Source organism: Microbispora sp. CL1-1, assembly GCF_012034195.1.
GTDB lineage: Bacteria > Actinomycetota > Actinomycetes > Streptosporangiales > Streptosporangiaceae > Microbispora.
The window spans coordinates 316,361-332,801 of the sequence record NZ_JAATEK010000003.1 but is presented as its reverse complement, the minus strand read 5'-3'; the positions used below and the strand labels follow the sequence as shown (position 1 = coordinate 332,801).

The following is a 16,441-nucleotide window of genomic DNA, read 5'->3' as shown; positions in this document are numbered from 1 at the left end:
CCCCTCCTGGGGAAGGGCCCGTTCGCGTTCCGTCAGGCCGCACGCCGGGACAGGGGCCGCGCGGCGAGCGCGGCCTCGGCCGCCGCGAGCGCGCTGTTGATCGAGACCTCGCCGAGCAGGCCGGGCGCCGCGACCTGGTCGCCGGCCAGCCACACGCCGTCGCCGCGCCGCACCGCAGGCCGGTCGCGCCACGTCGCGCCGGGCAGGTCGAGCGCGCCGGTGCGCCCGGCGGCCACGGCGTCGCGGCGCCAGGTCGTCCGCTCGTGCCAGCCCGGCAGGGCCAGGTCGGCGATCCGCTCCAGCCGCGCGATCGCCGCGGCCCTCGACTCGCCGGGACGCATCGGCATCTCCATCTGGACGAGGCTCTCGCCCTCGGGCGCCAGCGACGGGTCGGGCAGCGTGTAGCGCTCCAGGAAGCCGCCCTCGTCCAGGTCGCTGACGAGGAACAGGTCGCGCCGGTCGGCCCGCACCGCGAGGTCGAGCAGCACCGCCCGGCCGCTCTCCCAGCGCAGCGAGTCGTCGCCCAGCAGGCCGCGGGCGGCGTCGAGGGAGGTGGCCACGATCACCCGCCCCTCCGGCAGCCGGTCGAGCCGCGACCCGGTCTCGATGCGTACGCCGAGGTCGCGCGCCCGCGCCGCCATCCGGTCGATCACCCGTCCCCAGCCGCCGATCACGTAGCGCACGGCCGGGTAGCGCGGGCCGAACGCCCGCCGGAACCGCTCCCAGGCGAAGGCCGCCGACAGCCGGCCGGGGTCCGACTCGTAGGTGACGATGCCGAGCATGCCGGCGGCGGCCCGTGCGGCCTCGGCGCCGAAGCGCCGGGTGGCCCAGGAGCCGAAGTCCTCGTCCACCGGCGCCTCGGCCCGGCCGGCCATCATCCGCAGCACCCCCGCCGGGGGCCGTACGGTCAGCCTCCCGTCGCGGCGGAACCGCGCCCTGGCCAGGTGCCCCGGCCGCACTGCCGCGTACGGCCGGACCAGCCCCCGCTCGTCCAGCCACCGCCAGGGCCGGCCGTCGGCGTAGAAGGCGTGGGTGCCGTCGTTGGCGACGTACGGCGCGGCGGTGGAGCGGGCGCGCCCGCCGAGGGTGTGATGTGCCTCGTGCAGGACGACGGTCGCGCCGCCCTCCGCGCAGGCGATGGCGGCGGTCAGGCCGGCGAGCCCGCCGCCCACAATGGTGATGTTTTCTGTCATGCACTCCCGGACGCATCCGGAGCCCCGATCCGTGACATCTTGTCGGGGTTGGCGATGAGGTAGACCGTGTCCACCAGTCCGTCGTTGATCACCAGCGAGATGACCGTGACGGGACGGCCGTCCAGCCAGGCGACGATCGCGGGCCCGCCGTTGACCTCGGCGATCCCCACCTCCATCCGTTCGCCGGGGCTGGCGCCGATGGAGGCCAGGAAGCGCTTGCGGCCTTCCGCGCTCGCGATCGCGAGGAGGAAGCGGGCGACCCGCATGGCGCCGGTCACCTCCCGCAGGGGCGCCCGCGCCTTGCCGCCGCCGTCGCCGACCATGCGCACGTCCGCGGCGAGCAGCGCCGTCAGGCCCTCGATGTCCCCTTCCGTGCAGGCCGCGATGAAGCGCTCGGTGATCGTGCGCCGTTCCCGCCGGTCCACGTCGAAGCGCGGCCTGCGCTCGCGCACGTGGTCGCGGGCGCGCCTGGCCAGTTGCCGTACGGCGGGCTCGCCCCGGCCGAGGATCTCGGCGATCTCGCCGTGGGAGAAGCCGAACGCCTCCCGCAGGACGAACACGGCCCGTTCCAGCGGGGACAGCGTCTCCAGCACGACGAGGAGGGCCAGCTCGATGCTGTCGGCGTGTTCCGCGGCGTCCCCGGAGTCCGGCGCGCCGATGATCGGCTCGGGCAGCCAGGGCCCGACGTACGCCTCCCGCCTGGCCCGCACCCGGCGCAGCCGGTCGATGGCGAGGTTGGTGGTGACGCGCACGAGGTAGGCCTTCGGGTCGGCCACCGACGCGGCGTCCACCTCCGCCCAGCGCAGCCACGCCTCCTGGACCACGTCCTCGGCGTCCGCGGCGCTGCCGAGGATGCGGTAGGCCACGCCCGCGAGCAGGCTCCGGTGCGCGGTGAAGACTTCGATGGTCATGACATGCCAGACGTATCATGCCCGCCGTTATGTGACATCGGCTCGTCCGATTACCGCAGCCGCGCGGACTCCTATACACTGGCTCCGTCGCAAGGGGCTATAGCGCAGCTGGTAGCGCACTTCCATGGCATGGAAGGGGTCTGGGGTTCGAGTCCCCATAGCTCCACAACACCTCAAGGGCGGTCGATCGACCGCCCTTTTTGTCGTCCCCGAGGCCTCAAGCACCCGGAAGCTCCACTTAGATGGGTGATGACTTGCATCTATGCGTAGTGAAGCGCCGCCGTTGTTGCCGATCTTCCGTTCCCGGCACCAGGCGGAGCTGCTCGCACTGCTGTACCTCCAGCCGGAGCGGGAGTTCTCTCTGACCGAACTCGCGGGTCGCCTGTGGAGGCAGGGCTCCTCCTCGATCGCCGAGTGGGCAGAGCGCATCTGCTTCGCGCCAAGGCGCACGGCCGATATGCCAAGCCGCTCACCGAACTGCTGACCTTGTCGTTCGGGCCGCACGCGTTCATAGAGCAGGAGTTCGCCGATGTCCCGGGGGTCGAAGCGCTGGCGATCTTCGGGTCCTGGGCGCGTCGGCCGTGCTGGCTCACCAGGGCTGCGGCCTACCTCTTCGGGCGGGCACTACGTGATCGAAGAGGTGCTCAGAGCCCAGTTCGGTAACACCTTCAGGGACTTTGGCGCGCTACGCCGTCGCCGCAACGAGATCGACTAGCGGAAAGCCTGATCGAGACGGCGGGAAAGCCGCTGCCCAATCTTTCTCTTTTCTGACGCCTTCGCTGATCAGGGGACGCCGAGGAGGCGGAGGATCGCGGTGGTGGCGGCGGCGAGGACGACGATCAGGGGGAACGGCGCCTTCCGCAGCGTGAGGATCCCGGCGACGAGCACCCCGGCGGGCCTGGCCCATCCGGCGAAGCCTTGCCCCTCGGTGAGGGCCGAGGTCGCCACCAAGGCGATGAGCAGCACGGTCGCGGCGACGGACAGCAGGTGACGCAGGCGGCCGGGCAAACGCAGCCGGTGCCGCAGCACCGGCCCGGCCAGGCGGAACGCGTAGGTGCCGGCGGCCAGCGCGAGGACGGCGATCAGGGGCATGGGACCTCCGCACCGGAAGGGGTCCGTACGGCGAGCACGAGACCGGTCAGGGCGAGCAGCACCGGCAGGCCCGCGGGCAGGAACGGCGTGGCCGCCACCGCGACCACCCCACCCAGAAGGCAGGCTCGCCGCAGGGTGGCGGTCCGGGCGTTCCGTTCCGTCAGGGAGGGCAGCACGAGGGCGAGCAACACGGCGGGGAAGGCCGCGTCCAGCCCCAGGGCGCCGGTGTCGCCGATGCCGCGCCCGGCCAGCACGCCGAGCACGACGGCCGCGTTCCAGCTCACGAACAGACCGAGCCCGCAGGCCCAGAACGCCGCGTGACGCCGCCGGGGATCGCCGTCGCGCAGCACGAAGGCCACCGCTTCGTCCGTCATGAGGTGCGCGCCGGTGAGCCGGGTCCACCACCGGCCGCCGAGGACGTCGCCGATCGCGAAGCCGAACGGCAGCAGGCGCGCGTTCAGCACCAGACCGGCCGCGACGGCGGCGATCGGGGCGCCGCCGGACAGCACCACGCCGACCGCGGCGAACTGCGCCCCTCCGGCGAACACCAGCAGGGACATGACGACCGGCACCCACGCGGGCAGGCCGCCGGACACGCTGATCGCGCCGAACGCGGCGCCCACCATGGCGTCGGCGAGGCACACCAGGGCGATGTCGCGGAGCGTGCCGCGATCAAGTGTTCGCCAGAGCGAATGCATGTCCAGTAGAGTGAACAACGATGATGGTGTTCGTCAAGTCGAACAAGTGGAAGTGTGGAGCGAACACATGGGTGAGAGGCCGTCCTTCGACCTGATCACGCTCATCGCCGGGTCGATCCGCAAGGAGCGTGAGCGGGCCGGCCTGTCGCTGACCGAGCTGGCCAAGCGCGCGGGCATCGCCAAGTCCACGCTCTCCCAGCTTGAGTCGGGCGTCGGCAACCCGAGCGTGGAGACGCTGTGGGCGCTCGGGGTCGCCCTCGGCGTGCCGTTCAGCCGCCTCGTGGACCCGCCCCGGCCGGCCGTACGGGTGATCCGGGCGGGGGAGGGGCCCGCGACCTACTCCGAGCAGGCCAGTTATGCGGCCACCCTGCTGGCGTCGTGCCCGCCCAACGCGCGGCGCGACCTCTACCGGATCTCGGCCCAGCCGGGCCCGCCGCGCACCTCGGACCCGCACATGGCCGGCACCGTCGAGCACCTGCTCATCGGCACCGGACGCGCCCTGGCCGGGCCCGCGGAGGAACCGGTGGAGCTCGGGCCGGGCGACTACATCGCCTATCCCGGCGACGCCCCCCACATCTTCGAGGCACTCGAACCCGACACCACCGCGGTCATCGTCATGGAGCACGTCTAGGCGGCCTGCGGCTCGCCACTGCGGACGACGGCCGCCCAGACGGCGACGCCCGCCACGGTCGCGGTGGCGCACGCTGCGAGCGCGAGGGGCGGCGCCGGCGGGGCGATCGCCCCGAGAGCGGCGAGGACGAGCACCCCCGCGAGATGCGACCGTGGGACACGCCCCACACGCCCGCCTGAACAGCGCGTGCCCGATGAGGAAGAGCGCGGGGCCGCCCAGGATGGCGGTCGCCGTTCCGGGCGCCATGTGGCCGCCCGGGTGGTGGATCACGAGTTCGTCGGCCACGGCCGACACGACGATGCCCGCGACCATCGGCAGGTGAAGGAAGGTGTAGGCGGACCGGGCGAGCCGCCCCGGGTCGTCCGATGCGGCGATGACCCGGCTGCCCGCCTCGGCGCTGCTGCCGAAGTAGGTCCACCACGGGCCGACGCTCGCGCCGAACGCGGTGAGCAGGGCAGTGCCGCCCTCGGGCGACGGGTGCGCGGCGAAGGTCGCCCCGGTGACCAGGATCGACTCCCGGCAGCGTCACCGTGCTGTGGCGCGACCGGCCCACGTGGCCCGAGGAAGCCCGAGGCGGTCCTCGCCGGGAAGCGGGCTCAGGTGAGCGTACGCCGGATGTCCGAAACCCGCTGGCGGCCGGGGCCGCTCGACTCGGTCATCGGCGGGCGTACAGCGCACAGCCAGACCGGCCCCTCGTCAGCCGTTCGACGACGCCCGCGAGCGCCGGCTCGTCGATCCGGCCGCCGTCGTCGTACGGGGTGACCGTGACGGCGGCCATGCCGTGCCTCGCGGACCTCGCCGATCACGCGAACCCTCCCTGGTCTGACATCTGGCATATCGGCATGCCGAGCGGAGTTGACAACGATCTTTGACACATTTGATGGCCGAAATGCCTTTTTGGCCGTGCAATGTCTTGACTTGTCAGGGTGTGGTCCCCTATCTAGAAGAAGGCAAAAGACGGCTGATCAATACGGCGGCGACGATGACAATCGAATCAGGACCGGACAATCCGCGTCAGGAGTACCGCGCCATCCAAGCTGAGGCGTTCAATCGCATCGGCGGCCGGTACGACGAGGCCTTCCCGCACAAGGAAGGCCAGGTGGCCGCCGGTGAATGGATGATCAAGCAGCTCAAGCCGGGATCGCGCGTCCTCGACGTCGGCTGCGGCACCGGGTCGCCCACGGCGCAGCAGTTCGCCGAGGCGGGCTGCGAGGTCACCGGCATCGACATCTCCCCGGTCATGCTCGATCTGGCGCGCAAGAACGTGCCGACCGGGACGTTCCTCGAACGCGACGTGCTCGACCTCGACGACTCGCTCGGCGTGTTCGACGCCGCGACGGCGTTCTTCAGCCTGCTCATGCTGCCCCGGGCCGAAATCGAGCAGGCGCTCCGCGCGATCCACGGTGTGCTCGCCCCCGGCGGCCTGTTCTCGCTGAGCATGGTGGAAATCGACCTCGACGACGTTCCTTTCCAGTTTCTCGGCGCTCCGGTGCGGGTGACCGGATATCTGCGCGACGAGTTGCGCGAGGTCGTCGAAGCCGCCGGTTTCAGCGTGCTGTCGGAGAATCACATTTCGTATGCTCCCGCGACCACACAGGCGCCGCCGGAAATCCAGCTCTTCGTCAACTGCCGGCGTGACCAATTCTGAGCGGCCACACCCGTGTCGGGAGGCGGGGAGCCGTTCGCCGTACTGAGTCACGTCAGCGGTGTCGTCCGGGCCATGGGCGAGAGTCAGGGCCCGGACATGACGACGAGGGTCCTCTGCGAGGCGGTGGTCCCGGAGCTGGCCGACGCCGCCGCGGTCTACGTGGACGGCGCCGTCTGGCACCGGGTCGATCCGGACGGACGGCTGCCGCCGCGCTGGGCCGGCGACGAGATCCGTGAGGCGGCGCTGCTCGACGAGCACCTGCTCGCCGTACCCCTCAGGGCGTACGGCGAGCCCGTCGGCTGCGCGCTGCTGGCGCGGGACAGCCGGCGGCCGCCCTTCGGGGAGGCCCACGTGCTCGCCGCCGGGCAGCTCGCCGTGCCCGCCGCGCTCGCCATCCACCACGGGCGGCGCGACCGCCAGCAGGACGAGACCCTGGAGACCCTCCAGCGCGGCATGCGGCCGGGCGACCCGCCCGACCTGCCCGGGCTGGAGATCTCCTACCGCTACAAGCCGGCCGCGGACCGGGTGGGCGGCGACTGGTACGACGTCATCCCGCTGCCGGGCAGCAGAGTGGCCCTGGTCGTCGGCGACGTCATGGGGCACGGGCTGGCCGCCGCGGCCGTGATGGGCCAGCTCCGCACGGCCGTGCAGACCCTCGCCTCGCTCGACCTGCCGGCCGAGCAGGTGCTCCATTCCCTCGACGAGATGGCCCAGCGGCTGGCCGCGCAGACGCTCACCACCTGCGTCTACTGCGTGTACGACCCGGTGCTGCGCAGGTGCACGATCGCGAGCGCCGGGCACCTGCCGCCGATCCTGCTGGGCGCGGACGGCAAGGCGGAGGTGCTGTCGCCGCCCCGGTGCCCGCCGATCGGGCTGGGCCGCACGCCGTTCGAGACCATGGAGATCGCGGCGGAGGACGGCAGCATGCTCGTCCTCTACACCGACGGGCTCGTGGAGGAGCGCGGGCAGGACATCGGGCTCAGCGTCGAGTCGCTGCGCCGCAGGCTCGCGAACGGCGCCTCGATCGAGGCGCTGAGCGACGACGTGCTGTCCGCCGAGAGGACCGACGACGTCACCGTGCTGGCCATCCGGTTCCGCGGCATCCCCAGCGAGCACGTCGCCCAGTGGCTGCTGGAGCCCCTGCCGACGACGCCGTCGCGCGTACGCGGCCTGGTCCGCCGGACGCTCGGCTCGTGGGGTCTCACGTCGATGATCCCGGTGGCCGAGCTGCTCGCCGGAGAGCTGGTCACCAACGCCGTGCAGCACACCCAGCGGCCCATCACCATCAGGCTGCTGCGCACCGACCACCTGCTGTGCGAGGTCAGCGACGACGACCACCGGCTGCCGGTGGTGCACGAGCCCGGCCCGCTCGACGAGGAGGGCAGGGGGCTCTACCTGGTCAACCAGCTCGCCGAGCACTGGGGGACCAGCCGGGTCGCCGGAGGCAAGACGGTCTGGTTCTCGCTGGCGATCCCCTGACGCCGGAACGCCTTCCGGTACGCCGACGGCGACGTACGCATCGAACGGCCGAAATGGTGGCGGAACGTCACCGGGCTCTCGAACCCGACGGCGGCCGCCACCTCCTCGATGGGAGCCGTCGTCGCCTCCAGGAGCGGCAGGCTGGCGGCGATCCGCTGCGCGATCACCCACCGCAGGGGGCTCGTCCCGGTGCGGCGGCCGAAGTGCCGGATGAAGCCGCGCTCGGACATCCCGGCGACCCGGGCCAGCGCGGCGACCGTGACCGGCCGGGTGAGATCGGCCAGCACCCAGTCCATCGCCCTGCCCACCGGATCACCGGCCTCCACCTCCGCGACCGGCGTCTCGACGAACTGCGCCTGCCCGCCCTCCCGGTGCGGCGTGACCACCAGCCTGCGGGCCACCGCGTTGGCCACGCTCGGCCCGTGGTCACGGCGCACCAGATGGACGAGCAGGTCGAGGCCCGCCGCGCTGCCCGCGCTGGTCAGCACGTCGCCCTCGTCCACGTACAGCACTCCGGGATCCACCCGGACCTCGGGGAAACGCCGCTGGAGCAGCGCGGCGTACCGCCAGTGGGTCGTCGCGGCCCGCCCGTCGAGCAGCCCGGCGGCGGCGAGCGCGAACGCGCCCGAGCAGATCGACACGACCCGTGCCCCGCCGTCGTGCGCCCGGCGCAGGGCGTCCGTGAGGGCGGGGGAGATCTCCGCCCGCACGTCCGGGACTCCGGGCACGATCACGGTCCGCGCCCCGGCGAAGACGTCCAGCCCGTGCGCCGCCTCGATCGTGAACCCGCCGACCGCCCGCAGCGGGCCGGGCCTCTCCGCGCACACGGCCAGCTCATACCAGGGGACGTCCAGCTCCGGGCGGGGCAGCCCGAAGACCTCGACGACGCAGCCCAGCTCGAAGGGGCTCATGCCGTCGAAGGCCAGCACCGACACGGTACGGCTCCGGTCGGGGAGCGGGAGCATGGCGGAATATTAGCGATATCGGGCGTTCACGCCTCTTCTGGCATGGCAGGGCGGCCGGGCACCCTGGTCGGCATGTCCGCCGTAACGCACACGCCCGCCGCCGAGCCGCCCGCCGCCGTCGCCCACTTCTCCGCCCGCCTGACCTTCGAGACCGACGTGTCCGACGTACGCGCCGACCTGCTCTCCGGGGAGCCGGCGATCGTGGTGGTCGACTGCCGCAGCGCGGAGAGCTGGCGGCAGGGCCGCATCGAAGGGGCCGTCCACCTGCCCACGGCCGAGATCGCCGCCCGGGCGCCCGCGCTGATCCCCCGTGATGTGACCGTGGTCACCTACTGCTGGGGGCCGGGCTGCAACGGCGCCACCCGCGCGGCCCTGGAGTTCGCCCGGCTGGGCTACCGGGTCAAGGAGATGATCGGCGGCTTCGAATACTGGGCGCGTGAGGGCTTCCCGGTCGTCGGGCCCTCCGGAGTGCGCACCCGGCCGGCCGACCCGCTCACCGCCCCCGCGGGAGCCGCCTGCGCCTGCTGAAACGTTCTCGGTTACACCCACACCGCGGAAGTCCTATACACTGGCGGGGCATCGCCGACGCGGTGTGGCAAGGGGCTATAGCGCAGCTGGTAGCGCACTTCCATGGCATGGAAGGGGTCTGGGGTTCGAATCCCCATAGCTCCACAGTGACCGGATCACCAAGAGAGCCGTCCTCCGCCCGGAGGGCGGCTTTCGGCGTTCTGATGGACGCCGAAACGGTCTGCCGCATCTACGAGCATCTCGCCGAGCGCGGGGTGAAGGTCTGGATCGACGGCGGCTGGTGCGTGGACGCCCTCCTGGGCAGGCAGACGAGAGATCACCCGGATCTCGACCTGGCCGTGGACCGCAGAGACGAAGAGGACTTCGCCGGGCACATGCGGGGCCTCGGCTATGTGAAGAGGCGCGACGGCGACGACACCGCGTGGAACTACGTCCTGACCGACGGCCGGGGCCACAGCGTCGACGTGCACGTCTTCGAATATGACGAAGCCGGAAACCACGTCTACGGGATCGCGTACCCCTACGGCTCGCTCACCGGACAGGGCACGATCAACGGCCATACCGTGGACTGCGTCGCTCCGGAGTGGATGTTCGCCTTCAAGACGGCATACCCACCGCAGGAAAAGGACCGCAGGGACGTTCGTGCGCTGGGGGAGACGTTCGGCTTCGAGATTCCGCCGGCTCATCGATGATCACTGGCAAATGAGGCACAGGACGCGCTCACGCAAATCCGCGACCACCAGGGACGGCGTTTCGTCGTGGGGCCATTCGCGGCCGACTGATGCAGGCGGTATCCAATCCGGCCCTTCGACCGGCGACATCGTGACGTTCGGCTTCGTCCCGGCGCACCACTGGAACCGCCGTACGCTCTGGGACACCTGCCGCACGTCGGCGCCTACGAGTCGCGGTGGTTCATGAAGGTCTCCCACGTCGATCCCGTCGAGGCCGTGCAGGGCTGCCTCGACGCCTGACTTCCCGGCGGCTGCCCATGCCGCCGTGCCGCACTGTGAAGCCCTGTGAGCACGGTGAAGCCCTGTGAGCACGGTGAAGCCCTGTGAGCACGGTGAAGCCCCCGTGGACAGCGCACCGGTGACCCTCTCGTCGGCCCTCGGCCCTCGGCTTGGGCGGTCATTCCCGTAGCCGCCGTGCTCTTCCGAGGCGGTGGTAGGTGAAGGCCCAGCGGTCTTCGCCGACGTTGCGGCGGGTGTAGCGGTCGGGGTGCTGGTAGCGGTCGCGGTTGTGGAACTGGCAGGCCGGGCCCAGCAGCTTCAGGTCCGTGAGCCCGCCGGTGCTCCAGTTGTCGGCGTGGTCGATCTGGCACATGGTCGCCGGGAGCGGGCAGCCGTCGACCCAGCACGTGGCATACCGGGCGAAGATGGCCCGCCGCTGGGCAGGAGTCGCCAGACGGACCTTGCGCCCCATGTCGAGCACCTGCCCCTCGGCGTTCATGACGATCCGCACCAGAGTGGAAGTGCGGGCGAGGCGGTGCACGCTGGAGACGGGCAGCACCTGCCCGGTCGCCAGCAACAACCCCGGCGGCACCATCCCCAGCGGCCCTCCCAACGCCCCTCCCAGAGACGCCCCCAGCAGCGTGCTTGCCGACGCTCCCAGCGCCGACCCCAGCGACGCCCCGGGCATCGTGCCCGCCGACGCTCCCAGCGACGCACCCAAGAACGCCCCGGGCATCGTGCCTGCCGACGCACCTGGCGCTGCTCCGGGTGACGCACCCTGCGCTGTTCCCGGTGACGCTCCCTGCGAGGTCCTCGGCGTGTCTTGGCCATGCCGGCAGTCCCCCGCAGGCCGAGGCCCGGCGTGGGTGTGACGTGTGGAGGCGTCCTCGGGCGGCGGATCCGGCCACGCCGCCTCCGAAGATGCCGCCTCCGAAGATGCCGCCTCTGAGGGTGCTGCCTGCGATGGTTGTGCGTCCGAAGCCGCCGCGCCCGAAGCCGCCGCGTCCGAAGCCGCCGCGTCCGAAGCCGCCGCGCCCGAAGACGCTATGTCCGAAGGGGCTGTGGGGGAATGCCCGCCATCGTCGGCTGGGCATGCTGACGCGTGCCGCGGGGCATGCGGTGCTCCTGTCTGAGTCGCGGCGCGGTCGCAGCGATCGCCCTTGGCGGGCGCGGTCTCGTGGCGCTTGGCAGAGCTGGTGCTGATGGTCTCGCGGCCCTTTGGGGAGTCGGCGTTCGCGGTGTGGTCGCCCTCGGCAGAGGCGGTGTTCGCGGTGTCGCGGGGCTCGCACTCGCCGGGCCGCCGCGCACCGGCCTCGCGCTCACCGGCTCCGCAACCGCAAGGCTCCTCGTTGCGAAGTCCGGCCGTGGCATCGGCGGAGCCAGGGGCGGAGTCGGTGGCAGAGTCGGTGGCAGGGGTGGTGGCGCAATTGGTGGCGGGGTCGGCCTCGGCTTCGCGCACGTCATCGATGCCGGTCACCGCTGTAGCGCAAGCGTCGCCAGCGCTCCGGGCACCGGCGTCCGTGGCTCCGTCGGCAGCGGCGTCGCTCCCCGCACCAACACCTGCCTCGGCCTCGGTGGAGTCGTCGGCGCTCATCGCGTCGGAGACATTGTCGTCGGCCTTGTGAGGCGCAGAGTCGCTAATGTCGTCAGCGCTCCCGGCACCCGCTTCCGCCCCGGCCCCGGCCCCGGCCTCGGCCTCGGCATGGGCAGCGTTGAACTCCTCCGGGATGTCGGGGTCGTCGGTGCCGTCCGCAGCGCCGGGGTCGCCCAACGCGCCGGAAACGGTGTCATCGGCCCGGCTCAGGTCGTCGGCGCTTCCGGTGGCGTCGGGGTTGGTGTCGTCGGTGGCCGGGGCAGCGGGGTCTTGGGTGGCCGGGTCGCTGGTGTCGTCGGCGGGGTGTGGGTTGTCGTCGGTGGGGTCGGTGGTTTCGGGGTCGGTGGGGAGGGATTCGGCGCTGACCACGACGAGGAGCTCGGTGACGATCTTCTGCTCCAGCAGGGCGATCAGCGCGTCGGCCTGACGTACCGTCAGCGGGCGGTCATCCCCCTGCGCCCTCAGCTTGGCGTACGCCTGCAACAAGGCCATCAACCGGGCGCCGGCCTCACGCGGCAGGTAGAACTCTCCTTCCACGCCGCCGCCCTTGCCCGGGCGGACCCGCAGGAACCGCCTCCCGTAATCGGCCCGCTCGTCGCGTTCTTCCCCATCGGGGTCGAGCACCGCCCGCAGGTGGCGGCCGGCCTTGGCGACTTCCGCCGCCCCCGCTTTGGCGGCCAGGTCCACCAGGATCGGCTCCGCCAGGCCGGCCTGCTCGTCGGTTAGTCCGGCCACAGCGGCGCAGATGGCCTCCACCACCCCCGCCGCCAGCTCACCCGTGGCGAACTTCTCCCGCACGACGGGGAGGCGCGGCAGTTCCGCCCCCAACGTGAGCAGGCAGCCCGCACCGCCCACCGTCATCCCCCCACTGGTGCGCAACCAGCACCGGGTGGAGGCATGCCCATGCTGCCTGGCCTGCCCCGCCCGATGCACCCGCCCCACCCGATCGGCCAGGGCGCTGGTGATCCGATCCCGGGCGAACAGCAACTCCTCCGCCTCGGCCAGGCACATGTCCACATCGTCGGGAAGCGGGGTCAGCGCCAGCTCTTGGGCCACCTCACGAACCGACCCCACCACCACCCACGACGACCGCACACGGCGCTGGCCCCGACCACGACCACGGCCACGATCACGGCCACGATCACGACCGCCCACACCCTCGGAAGCACCCCCACCCGCACCCGCACCAGCACTCGGGCCGGCCGCGCCAGGGTCATTCGCGCCAGTGCCGTTTGTGCCAGCAGCGTCCGCGCCGTCGGCAGCCCCACGCGTGGCACCTGAGCCAGCGCCATTCGCGCCAGCGGCATTCACACCGGCGAATGCCGCACTGTCGGGAGTGTCGGGAGCCTCACGGGCGGCATCGGCGTCAGATCCCGCGCTGTCGGCAGCTCCACGCGCGGCATCTGCTCCGGCACCGTTCGTGCCAGCGGCATTCGCACCGATGGCAGCCCCACGCTTGGCATTCGCGCCGTCGCTATCTGCGCTGTCGGTATGCGTGCCGGGGACGTCCGCGCCCGGGGCGTCCACGCTCTCGGCAACGGGTGTGTCGGCGTGCTGCCGGCGCTCGAAGTTGATGATCGGGAAGGGCTCGCGGGCGGATGAGCCGTCGGACGACCATAGCGGAGAATTGGCGATCAGACGGTCCCACCAACCGTCGTCAGGGCCATTCGAATGACGAAGGTGCTCAGGATCGACGTCGAACAGATCCATCACACCTCCATCAAGAGATTCGAAAGCTTGTATTAATTTTCTCGTCTCTCTGGGGCCTGTGCAAGATCAACTAAGAATCTCTTGGGATCACAGATTGAGGGGACCGCCCTGGTCAAGGGGTGTTCGCCGTGGCCGGGCAGGCCAGCCAGATGCTGTGGCTGGAGAAGCCCTGCCAGCGGCAGTGAAGGCACCGCCGCTCAGGGTGCGGCAGGCGCTACCCAGCAAACGTCGAAAGCCCAGAAAACGGCGCCGACGCCGCTCAGAAAGCATCGAGAGCCTGGAAAACAGTGCCGACGCCGCCCGGAAAGTGGGGACGACACTGCCCGGAAAGCGCTGAAAGCCCGGAAAACTGCGGCGGCACTGCTCAGCCGGTGGGGACGGCGCTGCTCAGAGAACGGGGACGGCGCTGCCCGGAAACGCCGAAGGCTCGTAACAGCGGAGGCCCAGGACGACGGAGGCCCAGGACGATGGAGGCACAGGACGACGAAGGCACAGCAAACGGCGACTGGGCTGCTCGGAAGGTGGCGAGGGGCCCAGAAAGCAGGCGTGCTCAGAAGGCGGTGACGGCGTGTTCGACGGCACGCAGGACGCGGCCGCGTTGGACGGTGCGATTAGCGATCACCTCTTGTACGGGATCACCTGCGTGGATCCTGTCGGTGCCGGCGACGTACGCGGAGCGGGAACCGAGGCGTGGCGGCGCGGTGCACGGTGCAGCAACGGGCGGCGGCGTGGCGGGCGCACTCGCGGGCAAGCATCGGACGCGCCTGCGGGCTGGCCGGACGCGCCTGCGAACCGGCGGGATGCGAGCCGGTCGGATGCGGGTTGGGCCGGATGGGGACCGGCGGGATGCGAGCCGGTCGGATGCGGGCCGGCCGGATGGGGACCGGCGGGATGCGGGCCGGTCGGATGCGGGCCGGCCGGATGCGGGTTGGGCCGGATGCGGACCGCCGGCTGGGGGCTGGCTTGTGTCATCGTGCGAAATCTGTGCCAGGGCCAAGGCTTCAGGATCCGCCGGCCCACCCATCATCACTGGCCCGTGAGGTGCAGGACGAGCTCGCGCAAATCCGCGACCACCATGGGTGGCGCTTCGTCATGGGGCCATTCGCGGCCGTCGCGATTGATCCAGGCGGTGTCCAATCCGGCCCTTCGACCGGCGATGACGTCCTCGACGGGGTCGTCGCCCACGTGGAGGACATCGCACGCATCGAGCCGCAGCCGATCCACCGTGAAGCGGTAGATCTCGGGATCCGGCTTGTGCAATCCGCACTCGGCGGCGACCACCACCGTTTCGAAGAGACCGTCCAGTCCCACACGGTGAGGGTGGGTGTTCCCGTTGGTGACGAGGGCGAGGCGATAGCGCGATCGCAGAGCCGCCAGGCTGCCCGGCACGTCGTCATAGGCACGCAGCCGCGCCCACCGGGCTCGCATGTAAACGCCGTGGACGTCGCGGGCAAGCTTCGGATCGGCGTGCCCGCAGTGCGTCAGGGCCGTCTCGAAGGACGCCAGCCGGATCTTCTCCATGCTCTGACCACGGTAGGCGTCGAGGCGGGCGACCGAATCGCGTACCTCGCGCAGCCATCGCGCGGTCACCGGCCCGTCCGGCCTGCCGACTCCCGACGCGCGGAGCAGGCGGGCGGCGTCCTCAAGCGCGAGGCTCATCGCGCTCTCGAAGTTCCACAGCGTGCCGTCGCCGTCGAAGGTCAGAGCCCGATAGCCGCCGCCGGACATGCCCGCTCCCTCGTACGGCCGGTCAGGTGCGGGTGCGTACGAAGGCGACCGCGTCCAGCGGGACGGCGCGGCCCTCGGGGTCGGTGAACGACACGTCCAGCCGGGCCCCGGTCCGCCGATCGAGGCGTTTCACCGTCGGCCCGGAGAGGCGGGGCGCGTGGCGGTCCCCCCACTGCTGCAGCGCTCCGAGGATCAGGATCGCGTCGCGGCCCGCGTCGGTCAGGTGGTACTCGTACCGGGTCCGGGCCCCGGTGTCGCGGTAGGGCCGCTTCTCGACCACGCCCGCGGCGGCGAGCGTCGTCAGCCGGGTGGTCAGCAGATTCGTGGCGATCCCCAGGCGCTGCTGGATGTCCGCGAAGCGGACGACCCCCGAGTGCAGCTCCCGCAGGATCAGCGGCGTCCACCGCTCTCCGAGGAGGGTCACCGCCCGTTCGATGGAGCACGTCATCGAGTCGGGCAGTTCCGTGGTCGTCATCACACGCCTCAATCGCTCATCGCCTGTGGGTTCCAGGCTAGCTCAGGACGCTGACTTGAAAATCTAAAGTCAGCCATCTAGCGTGTACGCGAAGTCGTCGAGAGATGGAGACTGCAATGAAGATCGAGGGATCGGTCGCGCTGGTCACGGGCGCGAACCGCGGGCTGGGACGCCGCTTCGCGGCCGCGCTGGTGGAGCGCGGCGCCGCCAAGGTGTACGCGGCGGCGCGCAGGCCGGAGACGATCGACCTGCCGGGCGTGGTGCCGCTCGCCCTGGACATCACCGACCGCGCATCGGTCAGGGCCGCCGCCGAGCATGCCCCCGACGTGGATCTTCTGATCAACAACGCCGGAGTCTCCACGAACTCGTCGGCCCTCGCCGGTGCGCTCGACGACATTCGCCTGGAGATGGAGACGCACTACTTCGGCACGCTCGGCATGGCCCGTGAGTTCGCCCCGATCCTGGGCCGCAACGGGGGCGGCGCGATCCTCAACGTGCTGTCGGTGCTGTCGTGGGTCGCCGTATCCCCGCGGGTGGCTGGCTACTCCGCGGCCAAGGCGGCCGCGCTGCAGCTCACCAACAGTCTCCGCATCGAACTGAAGGAGCAGGGCACGCTCGTCACGGCGCTGCACGTCGGATACATGGACACCGACATGGCCGCCCACGTCGACGGCCCGAAGGTCGACCCGGCGGAGGTCGCCGCCCAGGCCCTGGACGCGATCGAGCAGGGCAGCTTCGAGGTGCTCGCCGACGACGTGAGCCGCCGCGTGCGGTCGCTGCTGTCGGGCGACGTGGCCGGACTCTATCCGCAGCTGGCGTCCTGAACCGCGGGCACATGA

General features: G+C 71.5%; 17 protein-coding genes and 2 tRNA genes. 8 read left to right on the top strand and 11 right to left on the bottom strand.

Translation table 11 applies throughout. From position 1 onward, the window contains the following. Nucleotides 1-32: 32 nt before the first annotated feature. Entirely contained in the window at nt 33-1,193 is a 1,161-nt protein-coding gene (locus tag HCK04_RS05770; protein ID WP_142645815.1) for an NAD(P)-binding protein, read from the bottom strand. After that, nucleotides 1,190-2,104 carry an RNA polymerase sigma-70 factor gene (locus HCK04_RS05765; RefSeq protein WP_142645814.1) on the bottom strand — a complete coding sequence of 305 codons (915 nt, stop codon included), beginning with the start codon at nt 2,102-2,104 and terminating at the stop codon, nt 1,190-1,192. The genes HCK04_RS05770 and HCK04_RS05765 overlap by 4 nt, the downstream gene beginning before the upstream one ends. A gap of 93 nt (nt 2,105-2,197) precedes the next feature. On the opposite strand from HCK04_RS05765, the gene HCK04_RS05760 reads away from it, so the two are divergent. After that, nucleotides 2,198-2,270 (top strand) — tRNA-Ala (locus HCK04_RS05760). A gap of 617 nt (nt 2,271-2,887) precedes the next feature. Here the strand turns inward: HCK04_RS05760 and HCK04_RS05755 are convergent. Further along, a complete protein-coding gene (locus HCK04_RS05755) occupies nt 2,888-3,196 on the bottom strand; it encodes an AzlD domain-containing protein (protein WP_142645813.1) in 309 nt (102 codons plus the stop codon). Then, nucleotides 3,187-3,894, bottom strand: a complete 708-nt coding sequence (locus HCK04_RS05750) for an AzlC family ABC transporter permease (protein ID WP_142645812.1) — start codon at nt 3,892-3,894, stop codon at nt 3,187-3,189. Before HCK04_RS05750 ends, HCK04_RS05755 begins: the two co-directional genes overlap by 10 nt. A gap of 67 nt (nt 3,895-3,961) precedes the next feature. Between HCK04_RS05750 and HCK04_RS05745 the strand changes: the two genes are divergently transcribed. Further along, entirely contained in the window at nt 3,962-4,525 is a 564-nt protein-coding gene (locus tag HCK04_RS05745; RefSeq protein WP_142645811.1) for an XRE family transcriptional regulator, read from the top strand. On the opposite strand, the gene HCK04_RS05740 is transcribed toward HCK04_RS05745, so the two are convergent. Next, nucleotides 4,522-4,692, bottom strand: a complete 171-nt coding sequence (locus HCK04_RS05740; protein WP_168065686.1) for a hypothetical protein — start codon at nt 4,690-4,692, stop codon at nt 4,522-4,524. The genes HCK04_RS05745 and HCK04_RS05740 overlap by 4 nt on opposite strands. 488 nt (nt 4,693-5,180) lie before the next feature. Further along, nucleotides 5,181-5,303 carry a hypothetical protein gene (locus HCK04_RS43405; RefSeq protein WP_260617129.1) on the bottom strand — a complete coding sequence of 41 codons (123 nt, stop codon included), beginning with the start codon at nt 5,301-5,303 and terminating at the stop codon, nt 5,181-5,183. A 150-nt stretch (nt 5,304-5,453) separates the two neighbouring features. On the opposite strand from HCK04_RS43405, the gene HCK04_RS05730 reads away from it, so the two are divergent. Both HCK04_RS05730 and HCK04_RS05725 read left to right on the top strand, forming a co-directional pair. Next, a complete protein-coding gene (locus tag HCK04_RS05730) occupies nt 5,454-6,173 on the top strand; it encodes a class I SAM-dependent methyltransferase (RefSeq protein ID WP_205829875.1) in 720 nt (239 codons plus the stop codon). Nucleotides 6,174-6,269: 96 nt separating this feature from the next. Further along, complete coding sequence (locus tag HCK04_RS05725; protein WP_168065684.1) at nt 6,270-7,652, top strand: SpoIIE family protein phosphatase; 1,383 nt, start codon at nt 6,270-6,272, stop codon at nt 7,650-7,652. Here the strand turns inward: HCK04_RS05725 and ftrA are convergent. After that, nucleotides 7,565-8,617, bottom strand: a complete 1,053-nt coding sequence (ftrA, locus tag HCK04_RS05720; RefSeq protein WP_142645809.1) for a transcriptional regulator FtrA — start codon at nt 8,615-8,617, stop codon at nt 7,565-7,567. The genes HCK04_RS05725 and ftrA overlap by 88 nt on opposite strands. Before the next feature lie 72 nt (nt 8,618-8,689). Between ftrA and HCK04_RS05715 the strand changes: the two genes are divergently transcribed. The 3 genes from HCK04_RS05715 (at nt 8,690) to HCK04_RS05705 (ending at nt 9,837) form a co-directional block, all read left to right on the top strand. Continuing rightward, nucleotides 8,690-9,145, top strand: a complete 456-nt coding sequence (locus tag HCK04_RS05715; protein ID WP_142645808.1) for a rhodanese-like domain-containing protein — start codon at nt 8,690-8,692, stop codon at nt 9,143-9,145. Between the two features lie 71 nt (nt 9,146-9,216). Continuing rightward, nucleotides 9,217-9,289, top strand: a tRNA-Ala gene (locus HCK04_RS05710). Nucleotides 9,290-9,348: 59 nt separating this feature from the next. Next, nucleotides 9,349-9,837, top strand: coding sequence for an aminoglycoside nucleotidyltransferase (locus tag HCK04_RS05705; RefSeq protein ID WP_142645807.1), 489 nt, complete (start codon nt 9,349-9,351; stop codon nt 9,835-9,837). A 436-nt stretch (nt 9,838-10,273) separates the two neighbouring features. Here the strand turns inward: HCK04_RS05705 and HCK04_RS43400 are convergent, their stop codons facing one another. The 4 genes from HCK04_RS43400 to HCK04_RS05685 form a co-directional block, all read right to left on the bottom strand. Beyond that, nucleotides 10,274-12,745 carry an HNH endonuclease signature motif containing protein gene (locus tag HCK04_RS43400; RefSeq protein WP_142645806.1) on the bottom strand — a complete coding sequence of 824 codons (2,472 nt, stop codon included), beginning with the start codon at nt 12,743-12,745 and terminating at the stop codon, nt 10,274-10,276. Continuing rightward, on the bottom strand, nt 12,724-12,957 hold the full coding sequence (locus HCK04_RS05695) for a hypothetical protein (RefSeq protein ID WP_142645805.1): 234 nt from the start codon (nt 12,955-12,957) through the stop codon (nt 12,724-12,726). The genes HCK04_RS43400 and HCK04_RS05695 overlap by 22 nt, the downstream gene beginning before the upstream one ends. A 1,468-nt stretch (nt 12,958-14,425) precedes the next feature. Then, on the bottom strand, nt 14,426-15,127 hold the full coding sequence (locus HCK04_RS05690; RefSeq protein WP_142645804.1) for an HAD family hydrolase: 702 nt from the start codon (nt 15,125-15,127) through the stop codon (nt 14,426-14,428). Between the two features lie 22 nt (nt 15,128-15,149). Continuing rightward, nucleotides 15,150-15,602 (bottom strand): helix-turn-helix domain-containing protein, encoded by a 453-nt coding sequence (locus HCK04_RS05685; RefSeq protein ID WP_142645803.1) that lies wholly within the window; start codon nt 15,600-15,602, stop codon nt 15,150-15,152. A 116-nt stretch (nt 15,603-15,718) separates the two neighbouring features. Here HCK04_RS05685 and HCK04_RS05680 point away from each other — a divergent pair, with 116 nt between their 5' ends. After that, nucleotides 15,719-16,426, top strand: coding sequence for an SDR family oxidoreductase (locus HCK04_RS05680; protein WP_142645802.1), 708 nt, complete (start codon nt 15,719-15,721; stop codon nt 16,424-16,426). The last annotated feature ends 15 nt before the right edge of the window (nt 16,427-16,441 follow it).